Origin of the sequence: Bradyrhizobium sp. BRP23, from assembly GCF_020194135.1 — a bacterium.
GTDB classification, from domain to species: domain Bacteria; phylum Pseudomonadota; class Alphaproteobacteria; order Rhizobiales; family Xanthobacteraceae; genus Bradyrhizobium; species Bradyrhizobium yuanmingense.
Genome location: NZ_JADYVW010000011.1, coordinates 198333 through 216943 on the forward strand (window position 1 = coordinate 198333; position 18611 = coordinate 216943).

Annotated in this window: 13 protein-coding genes; 2 read left to right on the plus strand and 11 right to left on the minus strand. The window is 64.5% G+C overall.

What is annotated here, in order from left to right:
• The first annotated feature begins 558 nt into the window (after positions 1–558).
• Positions 559–1593 carry a cysteine synthase A gene (locus I6F24_RS27615; RefSeq protein ID WP_035999544.1) on the plus strand — a complete coding sequence of 345 codons (1035 nt, stop codon included), beginning with the start codon at positions 559–561 and terminating at the stop codon, positions 1591–1593.
• Between the two features lie 61 nt (positions 1594–1654).
• On the opposite strand, the gene I6F24_RS27620 is transcribed toward I6F24_RS27615, so the two are convergent.
• The 7 genes from I6F24_RS27620 to I6F24_RS27650 form a co-directional block, all read right to left on the minus strand.
• Complete coding sequence (locus I6F24_RS27620) at positions 1655–3892, minus strand: tetratricopeptide repeat protein (RefSeq protein ID WP_225149653.1); 2238 nt, start codon at positions 3890–3892, stop codon at positions 1655–1657.
• A gap of 118 nt (positions 3893–4010) precedes the next feature.
• Positions 4011–6281 (minus strand): tetratricopeptide repeat protein, encoded by a 2271-nt coding sequence (locus tag I6F24_RS27625; protein ID WP_225149652.1) that lies wholly within the window; start codon positions 6279–6281, stop codon positions 4011–4013.
• A gap of 113 nt (positions 6282–6394) precedes the next feature.
• Positions 6395–8626 carry a tetratricopeptide repeat protein gene (locus I6F24_RS27630; protein ID WP_225149651.1) on the minus strand — a complete coding sequence of 744 codons (2232 nt, stop codon included), beginning with the start codon at positions 8624–8626 and terminating at the stop codon, positions 6395–6397.
• A 92-nt stretch (positions 8627–8718) separates the two neighbouring features.
• Complete coding sequence (locus I6F24_RS27635; protein WP_035999552.1) at positions 8719–9456, minus strand: amino acid ABC transporter ATP-binding protein; 738 nt, start codon at positions 9454–9456, stop codon at positions 8719–8721.
• 11 nt (positions 9457–9467) lie between these two features.
• A complete protein-coding gene (locus tag I6F24_RS27640) occupies positions 9468–10988 on the minus strand; it encodes an amino acid ABC transporter permease (protein ID WP_109145812.1) in 1521 nt (506 codons plus the stop codon).
• Positions 10985–12190, minus strand: coding sequence for an ABC transporter permease subunit (locus I6F24_RS27645; protein ID WP_225149650.1), 1206 nt, complete (start codon positions 12188–12190; stop codon positions 10985–10987). Before I6F24_RS27645 ends, I6F24_RS27640 begins: the two co-directional genes overlap by 4 nt.
• Before the next feature lie 25 nt (positions 12191–12215).
• Positions 12216–13232 (minus strand): amino acid ABC transporter substrate-binding protein, encoded by a 1017-nt coding sequence (locus I6F24_RS27650; protein ID WP_225149649.1) that lies wholly within the window; start codon positions 13230–13232, stop codon positions 12216–12218.
• Positions 13233–13629: 397 nt separating this feature from the next.
• Here I6F24_RS27650 and metC point away from each other — a divergent pair, with 397 nt between their 5' ends.
• Entirely contained in the window at positions 13630–14814 is a 1185-nt protein-coding gene (metC, locus tag I6F24_RS27655; RefSeq protein WP_036027972.1) for a cystathionine beta-lyase, read from the plus strand.
• Between the two features lie 65 nt (positions 14815–14879).
• Here the strand turns inward: metC and I6F24_RS27660 are convergent, their stop codons facing one another.
• The 4 genes from I6F24_RS27660 to I6F24_RS27675 all read right to left on the minus strand — a co-directional run bounded on the left by I6F24_RS27660 (position 14880) and on the right by I6F24_RS27675 (position 18606).
• On the minus strand, positions 14880–15218 hold the full coding sequence (locus tag I6F24_RS27660; protein WP_025036223.1) for a lipid-A-disaccharide synthase N-terminal domain-containing protein: 339 nt from the start codon (positions 15216–15218) through the stop codon (positions 14880–14882).
• Entirely contained in the window at positions 15215–15952 is a 738-nt protein-coding gene (locus tag I6F24_RS27665; protein ID WP_036027971.1) for a glycosyltransferase family 2 protein, read from the minus strand. Before I6F24_RS27665 ends, I6F24_RS27660 begins: the two co-directional genes overlap by 4 nt.
• Positions 15953–16016: 64 nt before the next feature.
• Positions 16017–16862: a phosphatase PAP2 family protein gene (locus I6F24_RS27670; protein ID WP_036027970.1), complete on the minus strand. Its 846-nt coding sequence runs from the start codon at positions 16860–16862 to the stop codon at positions 16017–16019.
• 1 nt (position 16863) lies between these two features.
• The gene (locus I6F24_RS27675; RefSeq protein ID WP_036027969.1) at positions 16864–18606 is read right to left on the minus strand and encodes a glycosyltransferase family 39 protein; all 1743 of its coding nucleotides are present in this window, start codon (positions 18604–18606) and stop codon (positions 16864–16866) included.
• Between the last annotated feature and the right edge of the window lie 5 nt (positions 18607–18611).

An 18611-nucleotide genomic window follows, 5' to 3' on the forward strand; every position in this document is an offset into this window, starting at 1 on the left:
GCGCTCACAGTAATGATGCTTTCTGCGGAACTTGAGCTTCATACTAGCCGGGCGCGGAACGGCGGGACAGTGCCGCAATTGCGAGATGCCCGTGCCAACGAGGCGGGAGCGAACTGACAAGAATGCGATAAGCGCCTGTCTCGCAGAGACTTTCTTCATTGCGAAACATTGGGAAACGTAAGCAAGCTTACCAAGATTTCATGTGATATCGCGGCCACACCCGTTGCTGCAGGGTTCGCTTCGCCTCTCCCGCTGCGGCGGCTGAGGTTCTTACCACCGAGGGACAACCGCATTTCTAGACAATCCCCCGCGAACAGGACACGCGCCCTGTCGCGACCCGTTTCGCCCGTGGCAAGAATTGGTCGCAACAACGTTGATCGGGAGCGCAATCGTTTCGTGCACGGGCCGGGGTTGGGCCATTTCCTACTGCAGGCATATCACTGTTTCCGCGGGCGTTTCGGTCGGGTTCGCCGCAGCGCAAAAGCCTTCCCCTTTGGCCTCCCAAGCACTAGGTTCGGGCCAAAGCCGATCAACCCCTTGGTAGTGATCTTCCCCGACATGACCATTCGCAACGACGTTGTCGAAGCCATCGGCAACACCCCCCTGATCAAGCTCAAGCAGGCTTCGGAATTGACCGGCTGCACCATCCTGGGCAAGGCCGAGTTCATGAATCCCGGTCAGTCGGTGAAGGACCGCGCCGGGAAATGGATGATCCTGGAGGCCGAGAAGCGCGGCGAGCTGAAGCCCGGCGGGCTGGTGGTGGAAGCGACCGCCGGCAATACCGGTATCGGTCTTGCCGTGGTTGCGAGCGCGCGCGGCTACCGCACCCTGATCGTGATCCCGGAGACGCAGAGCCAGGAGAAGAAGGATTTCCTGAAGCTTTGCGGTGCCGAGCTGATCGAGGTGCCGGCCCTTCCCTACGCCAACCCTAACAACTACCAGCATGTTGGCCGGCGGCTCGCCGACGAGCTGCGCAAGACCGAGCCCAATGGCGTGCTGTTCGCCGACCAATGGAACAACCTGGACAACGCCAAGGCGCATTACGAATCCACGGGGCCTGAGATCTGGGAGCAGACCGGCGGCAAGGTCGACGGCTTCGTCTGCTCGGTCGGCAGCGGCGGCACGCTCGCCGGCGTCAGCCGCTATCTGAAGGAGAAGAACAAGAACATCCGCATCGCCTGCGCCGATCCGCACGGTGCCGGCATGTACGAATATTTCAGGACCGGCGATCCCAAGGCGACGCCGGGCGGCTCGATCACGGAGGGCATCGGCCTCAACCGCGCCACCGCGATCGTCGAGACTGCCAAGGTCGACGATGCCTATCTCATTCCCGACACCGACGCCGTCAGTGCGATCTACGAACTGCTCCAGCATGAAGGTCTGTGCCTCGGCGGCTCGACGGGCATCAATGTCGTCGGCGCGATGCGGCTTGCGAAGCAGCTCGGGCCCGGCAAGACGATCGTCACCGTGCTGTGCGATTCCGGCAGCCGCTATCTGTCGAAGCTGTTCAATGCCGACTTCATGCGCGCCAAGAACCTGCCGGTGCCGGAATGGCTGGAGAAGCGCAGCAACATCAAGCCGCCCTTCGTCTGATCGTCACGCGCATCCTCGGGCCGAAGGCGCAGATCCACAAAATCTGCGCGGTTCGGCCGGCTTAAGCGACCTCCCCGCTTTCCGAGGCCGCGGCACAATAGTCGCGCCAGAACTTGCGGTAACCCTCCTCGACCCTGCGCGTGTAGGTTTCGACATTACCCGCGGCCGAAGCCGCGATCCGGGCCGGCAATTCCGCGCGCAGCTTTGCCAGAAGCGCGGGCTGGGCAGCGAATTTGCACGCGATCGCGGCGTAGCCCTCGTCGTCCTCGGCCACCCAGTCGTCAAGACCGACGGCGGCCACGATGGAGCCGCCGGCGCGCGAGGATGCGCCGTGGCCGAGCTTGGCGACGACCGGAACGCCCGCATAGAGGGATTCCCAGGTGCTGACGCCGCCGTTCTGCGGAAACGGATCGAGCGAAATATCGACCAGCGCGAAGGCTCGCAGATGATCGGCGCGCTCGGACGAGCCGAGGCAGGTGATCCTCTCCTCGGCAATCCCGTGGGCGACAAAGCGCGCGAGAAGGCCGTCGCGCACCAGGGGATCGTCGAGCAGCGTATGCTTGATGATGATCTTCGATCCGGCCACCTCCCGCATCACGTTCGACCACACGCGAATGGCCTCGTCCGAGATCTTGTTGACGCGGTTGAACACGCCGAAGGTGACGTAGCCGTTGCGGAGCATGGGAAGCTCCGAAGGCGGCACATCGAGGATGGGATCGATCGTGATCAGGCACGGCAGGTCATAGACCTTTTCGGCCAGCAGATGCCGCGCCGATTGCGGAATGAAGACCGGGTCCGCGAGCACGTAGTCCATCGTCCGAAGGCCGGTACCGGTCGCGTGCCCGAAGCCCGTGACCTGGATGGGAGCCGGCTTGCGGGCGAAGACCTGAAGCCTGTTGCCCGACGAGTGCCCGGACACGTCGATCAGGATATCGACCTTGTCGGCCTCGATACGATCGGCCAGTTCGTCGTCGAACATCTGCCAGGCATCGACCCAGCCGTCTGCCGCCGACTTGAATTCGGCTGTGATCGCATCTCGTGTCGGCGAGCACGAATAGCAGACGACCTCGAAGCTGGCATGATCGTGATGGCGCAGCACCGGCAGCAAGCCGAACGCCGCCGAATGATACCAGAATTCGGCGGAAACATAGCCGATCACGATCCGCCTGTCGGGATCGAGCTGCCGGGGGGCGAGCTTCCTCTGCGGCACGCGGGCACCGATCGCTTCGCCCCAGGACCGTCGCGTCGCCTGCTGGATCGTGAAATCGGCGTCGGGGAGAAAGTCCAGATAGTAGATCTTCCGCGCCATCAAGTCTGGATCCGGCGAGATCGCCAACGCGGCGTCGAGATGTTCGATTGCGGACGCGATTTCTCCCTGATTTGCAAAACAGGAGCTCAGCAACGCCAATGCGATCGTGGAACGTGGATTCTGCTCGAGCAAGGTCGTGCAGGCCAGGATCGCCTGTGCGGTGTTTCCCAGGCTGAGCGAGACCTCCGCCTTGCCCCGCAAGGCCATCTCGAACCGGGGTGAAAGCGCAAGTGCCGCATCGAAGTCCGCGGCCGCCTGTTCCAGCCGCGACAGGGACGAATTGAGGCGTCCGCGCTGCGCCAGGATCTTCGCTGAATCGGGCTTGATCGCGAACGCCGCTGCGAGCGCAGCCTCCGCCTCATCGTAGCGCTTGAGCTCGATGCTGACCACGCCCTTGCCGATGAGCGCTTCGACGTGGCGCGGCTGAAACAACAGCGCGCGATCAAAGCTCTCCCTGGCGCGGTCAAACCGGAACAGCGCCAGCTCCGCCACGCCACGATTGCAAAACGCGTCGGCGTAGTCGGGCTTCAGCTTGATGGCGCGATCGTAGACCTCGATGGCCTGTTCGGGCAGGTTCATCTGGAGCAGGATGTTGCCGAGACCGGCCAGGGCCGGCGTAAAATTCGGCTTCAGCGCAATCGCTTTCTCCTGACAGGCGCGGGCCGCTTCCAGTTTCTGAAGCACGAAGTAGAGCGCCGCGAGATTGCTCTGAGCCTCGTGCGAACGCGGATCGATCGCAATCGCGCGCTCGAGCATCTGTTGCGCCTCGTCGAGGCGCCCGCCCTGCTGCACGCTGAGGCCGAGCACGTGCGTCGCGTCGAAATGATCCGGAACGGCTTGCAAGATCTGGCGGCAGAGCGCCTCGCTCTCCGCATATCTGCCTTGACCATAGGCGCTCGCCGCGGCGGAGATGACGGCGTCTGCCTGCTTCTTCAATTTCTTCTGCAATCGCGCATTCTGGAATGCGCGCGCGCCGACGCTGCTCTGCAAGGTGTCTCTCCGGAAGATGGCCCAAGGCCGAGTCTAACTGATTCGCGCACCGACCCGGCCGGGCTGCCGGACCAGAAATCCGTCCGGGATATCCCGGGGGTCGCCTGCAGGATGCGGCTCAGGAGCCGCCAGGTGCGTCCGCCCCGCTGACCGGAGCGTCGCCGTGCTCGGCGGCAGCGGCACAATAGTCGCGCCAGAACTTTCGGTAGCCCGCCTCGAGCTCACGCGTGTAGATCTCGACATTGCCGGCGGGCGAGGCTGCGATCTGGGCCGGTAAGCCCGCGCGCAACTTTGCCAGATATTCGGGCTGCGAGGCGAACTTGCGGGCGATCTCGACATAACCGTCGTCATCCTCCGCGACCCAGTCGCCGAGGCCGACGGCCGCCACGATGGAGGCGCCAGCACGCGAGGAGGCTCCAATGCCGAGCTTGGCCACGACCGGAACGCCCTTGTAGAGGGATTCCCAGGTGCTGATGCCGCCGTTCTGCGGGAACGTGTCGAGGGAAATATCGATCTTGTCGAAGGCCATCAGATGGTCGTCACGCGAGGTGGTGCCGAGGCAAGTGATGTCCTCCTCCGCAATACCCTGTGCGATGAAGCGTGCGACCAGGCTATCGCGCAGCAGGGCATCGTCGAGCAAACCATGCTTGAGGATGATCTTCGATCCCGGCACTTCCCGCATGATGCGCGACCACACGCGGATCGCATCATCCGAGATCTTGTAGATGCGGTTGAACACACCAAAGGTGACGTAGCCGTTGCGGAGCATCGGCAGCTCGGAGGGCTTTAGATTGGTGACCGGCTCCATCGTGATCAGGCACGGCAGATCGTGGATCTTCTCGGGAAACAGATGCCGGGCCGATGGCGGAATGAAGATGGGATCGGCGAGCACGTAATCCATAGTCGGCATGCCCGTGCCCGTCGCGTGTCCGAAGCCGGTGGCCTGGATCGGAGCCGGCTTCCGCGCGAAGCATTGCAGCCTGTTGCCGGTCGTGTGGCCGGAAACGTCGATCAGAATGTCGACATTGTCGGCCTGAATACGATCGGCGAGCTCGTCGTCCGACATCTGCCAAGCGTCGACCCAGACGTCCGCCAGCGCCTTGAACTTGGCGGTGTACTCGTCCGCCCCCGGCCAGGCGTAATAGCAGACGATCTTGAACTTGGCGTGATCATGATGGCGCAACACGGGCAGCAAGGTGAGTCCCGCCGAGTGTTGTCGGAATTCGGCCGCGACATATCCGACCACAATCTGCTTGTCCGGATCCAGCGGCCGCTTCGGCAGCGTCCTTTGCGGAATCCTCGAGCCGATTGCATCCCACCAGGACTTTCGCACCGCCTGCTGGACCGCGAAATCCGCCTCCGCAAGGTAGTCCAGCAAGAAGATCTTGCCTCTGATCGCGTCTCCATAGTCCGGTCGGAGCGCCAGCGCGCGATCGAGATATTCAATCGCGGATTCCATGTCTCCCTGGTTCGAATAAGCGAAGCCCAGAAGCGCCAACCCCATCTCCGAGCGTGGATTTCGCTCGATCAAGGTCGTTGCGGCCGCCATCGCCTGCGCGGTCCTTCCCATGACGAGGCAGACCTGCGCCTTGCCCCGAAGGGCCAGCTCGAGCTTGGGCGAAATCGCAAGCGCCGCATCGAAATCCGCCAGCGCCTCCTGCAGGTGCTGCAGCTCGTAACTGAGCCGTCCGCGCTGGGCCAGAATTCGTGGCGCGCCTGGCTTGATTGCGAGGGCCTGAGCGAACTTGGCTGCGGCCTCATCGTGGTGCCGCAGCTCCATGCTGACCATGCCGCTGCCGACGATGGCCTCGGCGTGACGCGGCTGAAACAGCAGGGCGCGATCGAAGCTCGCCTTGGCACGCATGATCTGCCCAAGCACGATCTCGACCATGCCGCGATTGCAGAGCGCATCGGCACAATCCGGTTTAATCTTGATGGCGCGCTCGTGCATCTCGAGCGCCTGTTCGTACAGCCCCATATGCATCAGCGTGTTGCCGAGATTGGTCAATGCGACGGCGAAACTCGGCTTCAGCGCGATCGCCCTCTCCTGGCAGCGCCGCGCCTCTTCGTAATTGCCGAGGTCGAAATGCACGGTCGCGAGGTTGTTATGGGCATCGTGCAGGCGCGGATCGAGCGCGATCACGCGCTCGAGCAGCTCCCTCGCCTCTTCCAGGCGCCGGCCGTCATGGGCGCACATGCCGAGCAGGTGCATGGCATCGACATGATCCGGAAGGGCTTTCAGGATCTCGCGGCACAGCGCCTCTGTCTCGGCATATCGGCCCTGGCCATAGGCGTTCGCCGCAGCGGCAATGACGGCGTCGGCCTGCTTCATCAACTTCTTCTGCAATCGCGCATTCTGGAACGCGCGCGCGCCGTCGCTCTTCTGCAAAGTGTATCTCCGGAGGATGCCCTCAGCAGAGTCTAACTGATTCGCGAGCTTGGCCTGCCGGTCACCGGAGTCCTATCGCCTCCGGGATTTCCCGGAGCCCAGCGCAAATCGTCCTACGCCACCTCCGAGGCGGCGGCACAATGATCGCGCCAGAACCGGCGATAGGCCGCTTCGACCTCGCGCGTGTAAAATTCGACGTCGCCGGCCGGCGAGGCTGCGATCCGAGCCGGGAGATCCGCCCGCAGCTTTACCAGGTAGGCCGGCTGCGCCGCATAGTTGCACGCGATGGCGGCATAGCCCGCGTCATCCTCGGCGACCCAGTCCTCCAGGCCGACGGCGGCAACGATGGAGCCGCCGGCGCGCGACGAAGCGCCGCGGCCGAGCTTGGCGACCACGGGAACGCCGGCATAGAGGGACTCCCAGGTGCTGATGCCGCCGTTCTGCGGGAAGGTGTCGAGGGAAATGTCGACGATCGCGAAGGCCCGCAGATGCTCGGGACGCGAGGTCGAGCCCATGCAGACCACGTTCTCTTCGGCGATGCCCTGTGCCGCGAACCGCGCGATCAGTCGATCGCGCAGCAATGGATCGTCAAGCAGCCCGTTCTTGACGATGATCTTCGATCCCCTCACCGCATGCATGACGTTCGACCACACCCGGATGGCTTCGTCCGAAATCTTGAAGATGCGGTTGAACACCCCGAAAGTGACGTAGCCGTTGCGGAGCATGGGTGGCTCTGAAGGCGGAATGTCCAGGATCGGATCGATCGTGATCAGGCACGGCAGGTCGTGCACCTTCTCGGCCAGGAGATGGCGCGCCGATTGCGGGATGAAGATCGGGTCCGCGAGCACGTAGTCCATGGTTTGAAGGCCTGTCCCCGTGGCGTGCCCGAAGCCTGTGACCTGGATCGGCGCCGGCTTGCGGGCAAAGACATGAAGCCTGCTGCCGGTCGTGTGCCCGGAGACATCGATCAGAATATCGATGCCATCGGCCTGGATGCGGTCGGCCAGCTCGTCATCGGACAATTGTGCGGCATCGACGAAGACATCCGCGAGAGGCTTGAAGCTCTCCGTCATCTCGTCCTGCACCGGCCAGCAGGAATAGCAGACGACCTTGAACTGGGCGTGATCATGATTGCGCAGCACCGGCAACAGAGAGTATGCCGCCGAGTGGTTCCTGAATTCGGATGCGACGTATCCGATCACGATCCGCCGGTCAGGATCGAGTGGCCGCGGCGCCAGCGTCCTTTGCTGCAGCTTCGCGCCGATCGCGTCCCACCAGTATTTCCGCGCGGCCTGCTGGGCGGCGAAATCGGCCTCCGGCAGGTAGTCCAGCACGAAGATCTTGTATCCGATCGCCTCCGGAAAATCCGGCGCGATCTCGAGCGCGGCGTCGAGGTGCGCGAGCGCGGTCGCGATGTCTCCCTGGTTCACAAGGCACGCCGCCAAAAGCGCCAACCCCATCTCGGATTGCGGATTGACCTTGAGCAGCGTCTTGACGCCTGCCATCGCCCGCGCCGTGTTGCCCGCGAGAATGTCGATCTGCGCCCGCCAGCACAGCGCGAGCTCGAGCCGTGGCGATTGCGCCAGCGCCGCGTCGAGGTCCGCGGCCGCCTGCACCAGCCGGGACAAACTTAGGTTGAGCCGTCCACGCTGCAGCAGAATCCGCGGCGAACCCGGCTTGATCGCGAGCGCGGCGTCGAAGGCGGCGCCCGCTTCCGCGAAGTGCCGAAGCTCGAGGCTGACCATCCCCCTGCCCGCGATCGCCTCGGCGTGAGATGGCTGAAATGTCAGGGCACGGTCGAAGCTCGCTTTGGCGCGCTCGAACTGGCCCGTCATCAATTCCGCCATGCCGCGGTTGCAAAACGCATCGGCATAATCCGGCTTCAGCCTGATCGCCCGCTCGTGCAGCCCGATCGCCTCGTTGCCGAGGCCGATGTGCAGCAACGTATTGCCGAGATTGGTCAGGGTGATCGGACAATTCGGCTTGAGCGCGATGGCCTTCTCCTGGCAGGCGCGGGCGCCAGCGAATTTCTCCAGCGCGAAATAGACCGCCCCGAGATTGCCGTGCGCATCGGGCGAACGCGGCTCGAGTGCAATTGCACGCTCGAGCAGGAATTCCGCCTCATCGAGCCGCCCGCCGTCGAACGCGCGCAGGCCGAGCAGGTGCGTGGCATGAAAATGATCCGGCACCTCCTTCAAGATCTCGCGGCAGAGCATCTCGGCCTCATCAGGCCTGCCCTGCCCGAGTGCCTCGATCGCGAAGGCCATGACGCCGTCCGCCTGCTTCTTCAGCTTCTTTTCCAGTCGCGCATTCTGGTATGCGCGCACGCCGGCACTGCTCTGCAAGGTCTCTCTCCGGAGATGGTCCGAAAAGAGGCAAGCCGATTCGGATGGTGCCAGGCTTGCGCTCAGACCGGCGAGGCCACGGGTCGCCGGGCTCAGCGCAGAATCTGGCTCAGGAACAGCTTGGTGCGGGCGTGCTGCGGGGCGGCGAAGAACTCGTTCGGGGTGTTGGCCTCGATGATCTGCCCGGCGTCCATGAACACGACGCGGTTGGCGACCTCGCGGGCAAAGCCCATCTCGTGAGTGACGACCAGCATGGTCATGCCTTCCTCGGCGAGGTCGACCATAGTGTCGAGCACCTCCTTGACCATCTCGGGGTCGAGCGCCGAGGTCGGCTCGTCGAACAGCATCACCTTCGGGTTCATGGTCAGGGCTCGCGCGATCGCGACACGCTGCTGCTGGCCGCCGGACATCTGACCCGGAAACTTGTTGGCCTGGTGCGGGATCTTGACGCGCTCGAGGAACTTCATCGCCGTCACCTCGGCGTCCTTCTTGGGGATGTTGCGGACCCAGATCGGCGCCAGCGTGCAATTGTCGAGCACGGTCAGATGCGGGAACAGGTTGAAGCTTTGGAACACCATGCCGACTTCACGGCGGACCGCGTCGACGTGCTTGAGGTTCGGTCCGAGCTCGATGCCGTCGACGACGATCTCGCCTTCCTGGAATTCCTCCAGCGCATTGATGCAGCGGATCAGCGTGGACTTGCCCGAGCCCGAGGGGCCGCAGATCACGATGCGTTCGCCCTTCTGCACCGCGAGATCGACGTCACGCAGGACGTGGAATTCGCCGTACCATTTGTTCAGGCCGGAAATCTTGACGATGGGCTCGGACATGGTGGCCTCGATCAGTTGCGGCGGTGGGCGTTGAGGCGGTGCTCGACGAACAAGGAATAGCGCGACATGCCAAAGCAGAACAGGAAGTAGATGATCCCGGCGAAGGCGAAGCCGGTGAACGCCGTCGACGGCGTCGACCATTTCGGATCCGCGAACGAGGCGCGCAGCGAGCCGAGCAGATCGAACAGCGCCACGATCGAGACCAGCGAGGTGTCCTTGAACAGCGAGATGAAGCTGTTGACGAGGTTCGGAATGACGTGCCGCAGCCCCTGCGGCAGCACGATCAGCGAGGTCGTCTTCCACCAGGACAGTCCGAGGGCGGCGGCCGCCTCGCTCTGCCCGCGCGGGATGGCCGCGAGCCCGCCGCGGACGTTCTCGGCCTGATAGGCGCCGGTGAACAGCGCGATGCCGATCAGCGCACGCACCAAGCCGTCGACGGTGAAATTGCCGGGAAGGAACAGCGGCAGCATGTAGGTTGCGAAGAACAGCACGGTGATCAGCGGCACGCCACGCCAGAACTCGATGAAGGCGATCGAGAAGATCCGGATCAAGGGAATGGTCGAGCGGCGGCCGAGCGCGAGCGCGATGCCGATCGGCAGCGAGGTGACGATGCCGGTGACGGAGACCACCAGCGTCACCAGGAGGCCACCCCACAGATTCGTCGTTACGATCGGCAATCCGCCGTGATCGAGATCCATCAGCCTGATGACGATGGCGATGCCAATGAAGGTGGCGATGCTCGACGCCAGAGCCCGCCCGCCGGTGCGAACGCCACCGCCGAGAACGAAGGCGATCAGGCAGACGATCGCGCCCGTGACGGCGAAATCTGCCCAGACTGGCTGGCCCGTGCCCTGGATATAATCGCGCAGCCAGGTGAGCGGAAAGATCAGCCAATGGATCACCGTGCCGAGCAGCACGATGAGGCTCCCGAGCACCCACAGCAGCGGACCGACCGCGGAGGTCCTGCTCGAGGTGAGCAGCGCCTGTCCGGCACCGACGATGCTCTCGTCGAACAATTGCAGCAGGCCGGCCGTCCAGCTCAGCCCGAAGCCCTTGATGCCTCCGCCGTGCAGCAGGAAGAACGCCACCACCGGAAAAGCGACGAAGAACAAGCCGGCATTCAGGCTCTTGGCCGGCAGCCGCGGAATGAGCAGCGGCAACAGCAGGACGACTGCAAGCAACAGCGTCAAGTTCACCCGCCAACGCTCGGCCTCGGGATAGAAGCCGTAGATCAGTTGCGGGAGCTTCGCCTGGATGTAGGGCCAGCAGGCGCCGACCGCAAAGCCGGCGTTCTCGGCGAGGCACGCGGTGCGGTCCTTACCGCTCCAGACCGCATCGACCAACAGGAACTTGACGGAGGGAACGATGGTGAACCAGAGCAGCAAGGCGCCGACGATCGTCAGCAGGATGTTGGTCGGCGAGTTGAACAGGCGCGTGCGCATCAGGCCGATGAAGCCCGTGGTCTTCACCGGCGCGGGACGCTCGGCGAGCAGGTCCTGGCGGACGAAGCTGGACGAGATGACATCGCTCATGCGCCGAGGCTCCGGCTGACACGCCAACCGTAGACGCTCATGATCGCGCTGGTCAGGAGCGAGATCAGGAGATAGACGCCCATCGTCATGGCGATGATCTCGATCGCCTGCCCGGTCTGGCTCAGCGACGTGCCGGCAAACACCGACACCAGGTCAGGATAGCCGATCGCGACCGCCAGCGACGAGTTCTTGGTGAGATTGAGGTACTGGTTGGTTAGCGGCGGCACGATGACGCGCATGGCCTGCGGCACGACGATGAGGCGGAGCGTGGCGCCGCGGCTGAGGCCGAGCGAAGATCCCGCCTCCATCTGCCCCTTGTGAACGGACAGGATGCCAGCGCGCACGATCTCGGCGATGAAGGCGGCGGTATAGGTCGCCAGCGCCACCGTCAGCGCCACGAATTCCGGGATGATGCGTGAGCCGCCGGCGAAGTTGAACCCCCTCAGCTGCGGCAGCTCGAAGGTGAAAGGCAGACCGAAGACCAGCATCGTGGCCAGCGGAAGCCCGAACAGCAGGGCCAGCACGGAAGGCCAGATGCGGATCACCTGCCCGCGCTGAAACAGCGCTCGCCTTGCGTAGACGCGCAGCGCCAGTGAGGCGACGATGCCGAGCGCCAGCACCGCCAGGAATGGCGCGAGACCGCTCTGACCGATCGGGCTGGGAATGACGAGGCCTCGATTGCTGATGAAGGCAATGCCGAACAGGGAAATGCTCTGCCGCGGATTTGGCAGGGCCGCGAGCACCGCCAGGTACCAGAACAGGATCTGGAACAGCAGTGGCAGGTTGCGGATGACCTCGACATAGATCTCGCCGACCCGCGACAGCAGCCAATTGGGCGACAGCCGGCACAGCGCGACGATGAAGCCGATCACCGTGGCGAAGACAATGCCCACCACGGAGACCACGAGCGTATTCAACAGCCCGACCACGAACACGCGCAGGAAACTGTCCGAGCCGGTATAGGAGATCAGGGTCTGGTTGACGTCGAAGCCGGCATTGTTCCTGAGGAAGCCGAAGCCGGCGGCGATGTGCTGGTTCTCGAGATTGGCCCGCGCGTTGGAGACGATCTCGTAGCCGATCCAGCCCAGGATCGCCGCGAAGGCAAACTGGACGGCAACGCCGTTCCAGCCTGCCTTGCCGCCCAGAATACGCCGGATCTTCAGCGCGATCTGGGGCGGCGGTTTTCGAGCCTCGGTGCTCATGCCGCTGCCGGCCGATCAGGGCTGATCAGCGGATCGGCGGCGCGTACTGAAGACCGCCCTTGTTCCAGAGATTGTTGACACCGCGATTGATGCCGAGCGGCGAACCGGCGCCGACGGTGCGATCGAACACCTCACCGTAATTGCCGACGGTCTTGACGATCCGCACCACCCAATCCTTGGTCAGGCCGAGCTGTTCGCCGAAATTGCCGTCGCTGCCGAGCACGCGCTTCAGCTCGGGATTTTCCAGCTTCGCCTTCTCGTCGACGTTCTTCGAGGTCACGCCGAGCTCTTCGGCGGTGAGCATCGCGAACAGCGTCCATTTCACGATGTCGAACCACTGGTCGTCGCCGTGCCGCACCATCGGGCCGAGCGGCTCCTTCGAGATGATCTCGGGCAGCACCATGTGGTCGTTGGGGCTGGCGAGCTTGAGGCGGTTGGCGTACAGGCCCGACTGGTCGGTGGTGAAGACGTCGCAGCGGCCGGCCTCATAGGCCTTGACGGTCTCGTCGTTGGTGGCGAACGCGATCACCTCGTACTTCATGTTGTTGGCCTTGAAGTAGTCGGCGAGATTCTGCTCAGTGGTGGTGCCGGTCTGCACGCAGACCGATGCACTGTTGAGCTCGAGCGCCGAATTCACCTTGAGCGACTTCTTCACCATGAAGCCCTGCCCGTCGTAATAGGTCACGCCGGTGAAATTGGCGCCGAGCGAGGTGTCGCGCGAGATGGTCCAGGTGGTGTTGCGCGAGAGCACGTCGACCTCGCCGGATTGCAGCGCCGTGAAGCGGTCCTTGGCCGACAGCGGCACGAACTTGACCTTGGTCGGATCGTTGAAGATGGCGCCGGCAATGGCGCGGCAGACGTCGACGTCGATGCCGGTCCAGTTGCCCTTGTCGTCGGGCGAGGAGAAGCCCGGCAGGCCCTGGCTGACGCCGCAGGACAGCATGCCCCGATCCTTGACGGTCTTGAGCGTTTGCGCATCGGCGGCTTGGGCGGTGAGGCCGGCGGCGAGAGCAAGGGAGAGAGCCAGGGTTACGCGTTTCATGGGCTTTGGGCCTTTCAAGGTCGTCTCAAGGTCAGGAATGTTGTCTTAGGATCGTCTCTGCCAAGCCAGGTCCTTCAAGAATCTGGCCTTGCAAGAGTCATGCTGGAAAACCTTGCCGAACACTCGCCGATCTCGGGAGCCCATACCTTCATCCCCGCCGCCGGCGCCCACCATCTCTTGGCTGTGACGCGACGTCCGGTCAGGCAATGGATCGAAGGTCGCGGCAGGCCCCTCAACATGCGGCGACTGAATAGCACCTGCGCATCACAGAACGACTGGCGTTCCGGGTCAAGGGGTTGACGGGACTCTTCTGTGTTCTGTTATTAACGACCGCGGCCTTTCGGCCGGCCCAGGGGCGCAATGCGTCCGGTGGAAACGCGGTTTTGAAAGCAGGCCCATGGATTCTTCGTCCCCCCAAGAGCTGCACGCCGAGACCCGGCTGGTCACCTCCGGCCGCGACACCAAGGCGCAGAAGGGGTTCGTCAATCCGCCGGTCTTCCACGGCTCGACCGTGCTCTATCCGACCGCAGAGGACCTGCACGCCCATCGCGGCGAGTTCACCTACGGCCGTCACGGTTCCCCGACGACCAAGGCGTTCCAGGAGACGCTGATGGCGCTGGAGGGTCCGCAATGCGCCGGCGTCGGTATCGTGCCGTCGGGGCTGTCGGCGATTTCCACCACCCTGCTCTCGGTGCTCAAAGCCGGCGACCACATCCTGGTGGTCGACAACATCTATCGGCCCTCGCGCAATTTCTGCAACGGCATGCTCACGCGCTACGGCGTCGAGACCACCTATTTCGATCCGATGATCGGCGCGGGCATCGACAAGCTGTTCAAGCCCAACACCCGGGCCGTTCTGGTGGAGGCGCCGGGCTCGCAATCGTTCGAGATGCCCGACATCCGCGCCATCGCCGAAGTCGCACATGGGCGCGGCGCGCTCGTCATCGACGACAACACCTGGGCGACGCCGCTCTATCACCGCTCGCTGGACCAGGGCGTCGACATCAGCATGCAGGCCGCGACGAAATATATCGGCGGCCATTCCGACATCATGTTCGGCACCATCTCGGCCAACGCCAAGGCCTGGCCGATGATTGCCGAAGGCATCCGCTTGCTCGGCGTCTGTGCCGGCCCCGACGACGTCTTCCTGGCGCTGCGCGGCCTCCGCACGCTGTCGGTGCGGCTTGCGCAACATCATCGCTCCGGGCTCGAGATGGCGCGCTGGCTGGCGGCAAGGCCTGAGGTTGCGCGCGTGCTGCATCCCGGGCTGGAGACCGATCCCGGTCATGCGATCTGGAAGCGCGACTTCACCGGCGCCTCGGGCCTGTTCAGCATCGTGCTGAAGCCGGCGCCGCAGCAGGCGGTCGACACCATGCTCAATACGCTGAAGCTGTTCGGCATGGGCTTTTCCTGGGGCGGGTTCGAGAGCCTTGCAATTCCCTTCGATTGCGATGCCTATCGCACCGCGACCAAATGGGAGCCCGGCGGCCCGACGCTGCGTCTCCACATCGGGCTCGAGAGCACCGACGACCTCAAGGCCGATCTCGACCGCGGCTTCGCTGCCCTCAAAGCGGCCATGTGAGCATCAGGATTGGGCATCTCGCCTAGCAACGTGCCAGGCTTCAACAAGCGGAGCCGAACGCTGGATCAGCGGTCCAGCGTCTTCGAGGCGGTGCCGCGGTTCTTCCAGATCAGCATGATGTTTCTGATATAGATGATGGTCGCGAGCGACTGTCCGAGGATGATGACGGGCTCGCGCTTGACGACGCCATAGACCAGCGTCATCAGCCCGCCGCCCATCGAGCAGAACCAGAACGCCATCGGCACCACGCTGTTGCCGGCGCGCTCGCTCGCGATCCACTGCACCAGGAAGCGCGCCGTGAAGAACAGCTGCGCGACCAGGCCGAATGCCAGCCAGAAGTCGAACTTGGCGACGAAGACGTCATAGAGATAATTGCTCAGCGCCTGACCGTATTGAATGATCATGCGTCCACCTCGGTCACTTCTGGCGTCGGCTTCTTGCGGCGGATCAGCCACCAAACGCCGGCGAGATCCATGATGCCGATCCACAGCCGGTCGAAGAAACCATAGTTGGACACGCCCGAATGGCGCGGCCGGTCGATCACGTCCACATAGGCGATGTCGTAGCCTTCGCGGCGGACCAGGGCGGGAAGGAAGCGATGCAGCCCGTCGAAATAAGGCAGCATCAGGAAAACGTCACGCCGGAACGCCTTCAGCCCGCAGCCGGTGTCGCGCGTGCCGTCCTTCAGGATGGCGTTGCGAATGCCGTTGGCGACGCGCGACTGGAATTTCTTGAAGCCGGTGTCCTTGCGCCCGATCCGCTGGCCGGCCGCGAGCCCGACGCGCCCTGCTCCCTTCTCGACCGCCGCGATCAGGTCGGGCAGGAAGGCCGGATTGTTCTGGCCGTCGCCATCGAGTGTCGCCACGATCTCTCCGCGCGCCGCGCGCACGCCGCTGCGCACGGCCGCCGACTGGCCGCCCGATCTTGCATGGCGAAGCTGACGCAGATTGCTCTGCTGCTTCATGATGGCGCCAAGCCGCTCGCCGGTGGCGTCGGTCGAGCCGTCGTTGACGTAGATGATCTCATAGGGCCAGCGGCCATCGAGTGCCGCGCCGATCTCCGCGATCAGCGGCGCGATGTTGTCGGCTTCGTTGCGCACGGGAACAACGATGGACACCGAAGGCTGGGACGTCGACAAATCGAGGCTCGTGGTTGGAATTGACCTGCCCAGGGGAACCGGCGGTCCCGGCAGGCAGCCGCTTTTATGGGGCGGATGCCCGGTGGGCAACCCTTTTGAGGCGGTCGGAAAACGTCCCTGAAAGCGGCACGATGGTGCCGTCGGCGCGGATGGCAAATCCGAGCTTTCGGGCCGCGAACCAGTAATGAACGGCCATGGCGCCCACCGTTCCGACCAGAGCGCCGGCGACCACGTCGCTCGGATGGTGCGCCAGCAACACCAGGCGCGTCAGCACGATCACGATTGCGTAAGTGAACATGAAGACGCGCAGACGCGGCCACAGTGCCGAGACGGCAAACGCCAGGGCGAACGCGGCCACGGCGTGGCCTGACGGCAGGCTGGCATAAGCCCCTGTCCCCTCGAACGGGACGAAGTTGAACGGATTGGCCTTGCCCCCGACGAACGGACGTCCGCGACCGATGACATATTTCAGGATCTCGGCGACGAAGGCTGACACGGCAACCGACAGAAACAGGAATTGCAGCCGCGTGCCGAAGCCGAGCAGCAGCGCGCGGCGGCTCCCACGCAGCCCGGCCGCGACGAGCGCCAGCACCACCAGCGCAGCCCCCAGCACCGAGAGGATATACTCGTCCTTGCCGAAATCGGTGAGGATGCGGATCGGCCACAGGCTCGGCGTGCCGCGCGGCGGCATCAGCAGGATCTCGGTCTGATCGAACGCGACCATCAGCACGATGACGAGCGCTGCACCCGCCGCGGCAAGCCACAGCGAATGCCGCGCCAGCTTCCGGGCGGCCTCGGCGCGGCGCGAGTGCGAGGGCGACCGCACAAGCTGCGCCAGCGCGCGCCAGGACACCGCTAGCAATTGCGCAGGATAGCCGGCATGCGCTGCAACGTCGGTCAGAGCCCGCATCCTATTCGGTACCTTCGGAGCGGAAGATCGAGATCGAGATCGCGCGCCCTTGCGAGAAATTATAGCCGTCGATGCGCGCGCCGACCTTGTAGCGCAACCCGATCGCCTCGGCGCGCTGCACGAAGCTGCGCTCCGAGCGCTGCTCGATCAGCGCGAAGCGGCAGCTGCCCTGCCGCAGGAAGTCCGCCGCACCGGAGCCGTCCGTGAGCAAGGTCCGGGTGCCCGCCAGGAAGACGAGGCTCGGCTCGTGATAACCGGCCGCAGCCGCCTTCGGTCCGACGCAGGTGACGTTGCGAAGCGCGCGCGCGATCTCGATGCTGGGAAACAGCGGGGTCAGCGACGGCAGCACGATGCCGTAAATCGTCACGGCGAGCATCAGGCCTGCGACCAGGGCGTTGAGAAACGAGCGCTCGGCGCGGTTGGTATCGAACAGCCACCAGGCGAACAGACCGAAGATCAGCGCGGCCGCGATGAACGGCCAGGCTACGAAAGCGGGCTGCCGCGTCAGTATCACCGAGCCGACCACCGCGATGATGGAGGCGGCTGCGGGGATCGCGAACCACCAGGCCGAGCCGCGCATCAGCCAGGAGCGCGACAGCACGCGCCGCTCCACCGCGCCGGCGGTGAGGATCGCGATCGCGGGATACAGCGGCAGCACGTAATGCGGCAGCTTGGTCAGCACCGCCTCGAACACGATCCAGGACGGGATCAGCCAGGCCAGCAGGAACTGCGCGCCGGGCTCGCGGCGGGCCCGCCACACCGCAGGCGCCGCCATCGCCGCCAGCGGCGCACCCGGCCAGAACGTGATCCAGAACAGCGCCAGGTAAAGTCCGGGCGGTGCGCCGTGCGATTCCTGGGCGCCAAGCTTGCTCAGCATGTCGCCGCCGACGGAGGTGGTGAAGAAGGTCTCGCCCGCGCGCCAGAAGATCGCGACGAACCAGGGCAGCACCAGCACCAGCATCCACATCAGGCCCCAGACAGGCCGCAGCTTCCACAGCCAGGAGGCGTCGCGGTCTTGGATCGCGAGCGCGACGATGGTCAGGCCTGCGAACATCAGGATCAGCGGCCCCTTGATCAGGATGCCCGCAGCAAGCGCGGTCCAGAAGATCGCGGGCCAGCTCCAGGGCGGATGCGTCTCGTCCTCGGCGCGCTGCCAGGACAGATAGGCCCGCGCCATCGCGCCCATCGCGGCAACCACGCAGAGCAGCAGCACGGCGTCGGTCTTGGCCAGGCGCGCCTCGACGCCGAGCAGCACCGAGGCGCACATCATCAGCGCAGCCAGCACCGCGGCACGCCGCGTGACGAAGCCGAGCGCGGCCCAATAGGTCATCAGCACGGCGCCGATCGCGCCCATCAGTGACGGCAGCCGGTAGACCCAGATGCGCAATTCGGCCTTCGGCAGCTTGAGCATCGAGGCGGCTTCGACGGTCGCCGATTGCAACCAGTAGATGCCGACCGGCTTCTTGTAGCGGACGTCCTCCTGAAAGCGGATGTCGACATAATCGCCGCTCTCGACCATCTGCTTGGTGGCCTGGGCAAACCGTGCCTCGTCGCGGTCGATCGGCGGGATGGTGAAGAAGCCCGGCAGGAACAGCAGCAGCGCACACAGCACCAGGAAGCCGACCGCGCGCGGGTGGCTGGCCGTGACGATGTCGAGCATGCGCACGAGCCCGCTGCCCGGATTTGTGGGCGATTTCGACTCGCGGGGGGCACCAAAACGGGGGCTGGGGTAGGTCTCGGCCATTGGTT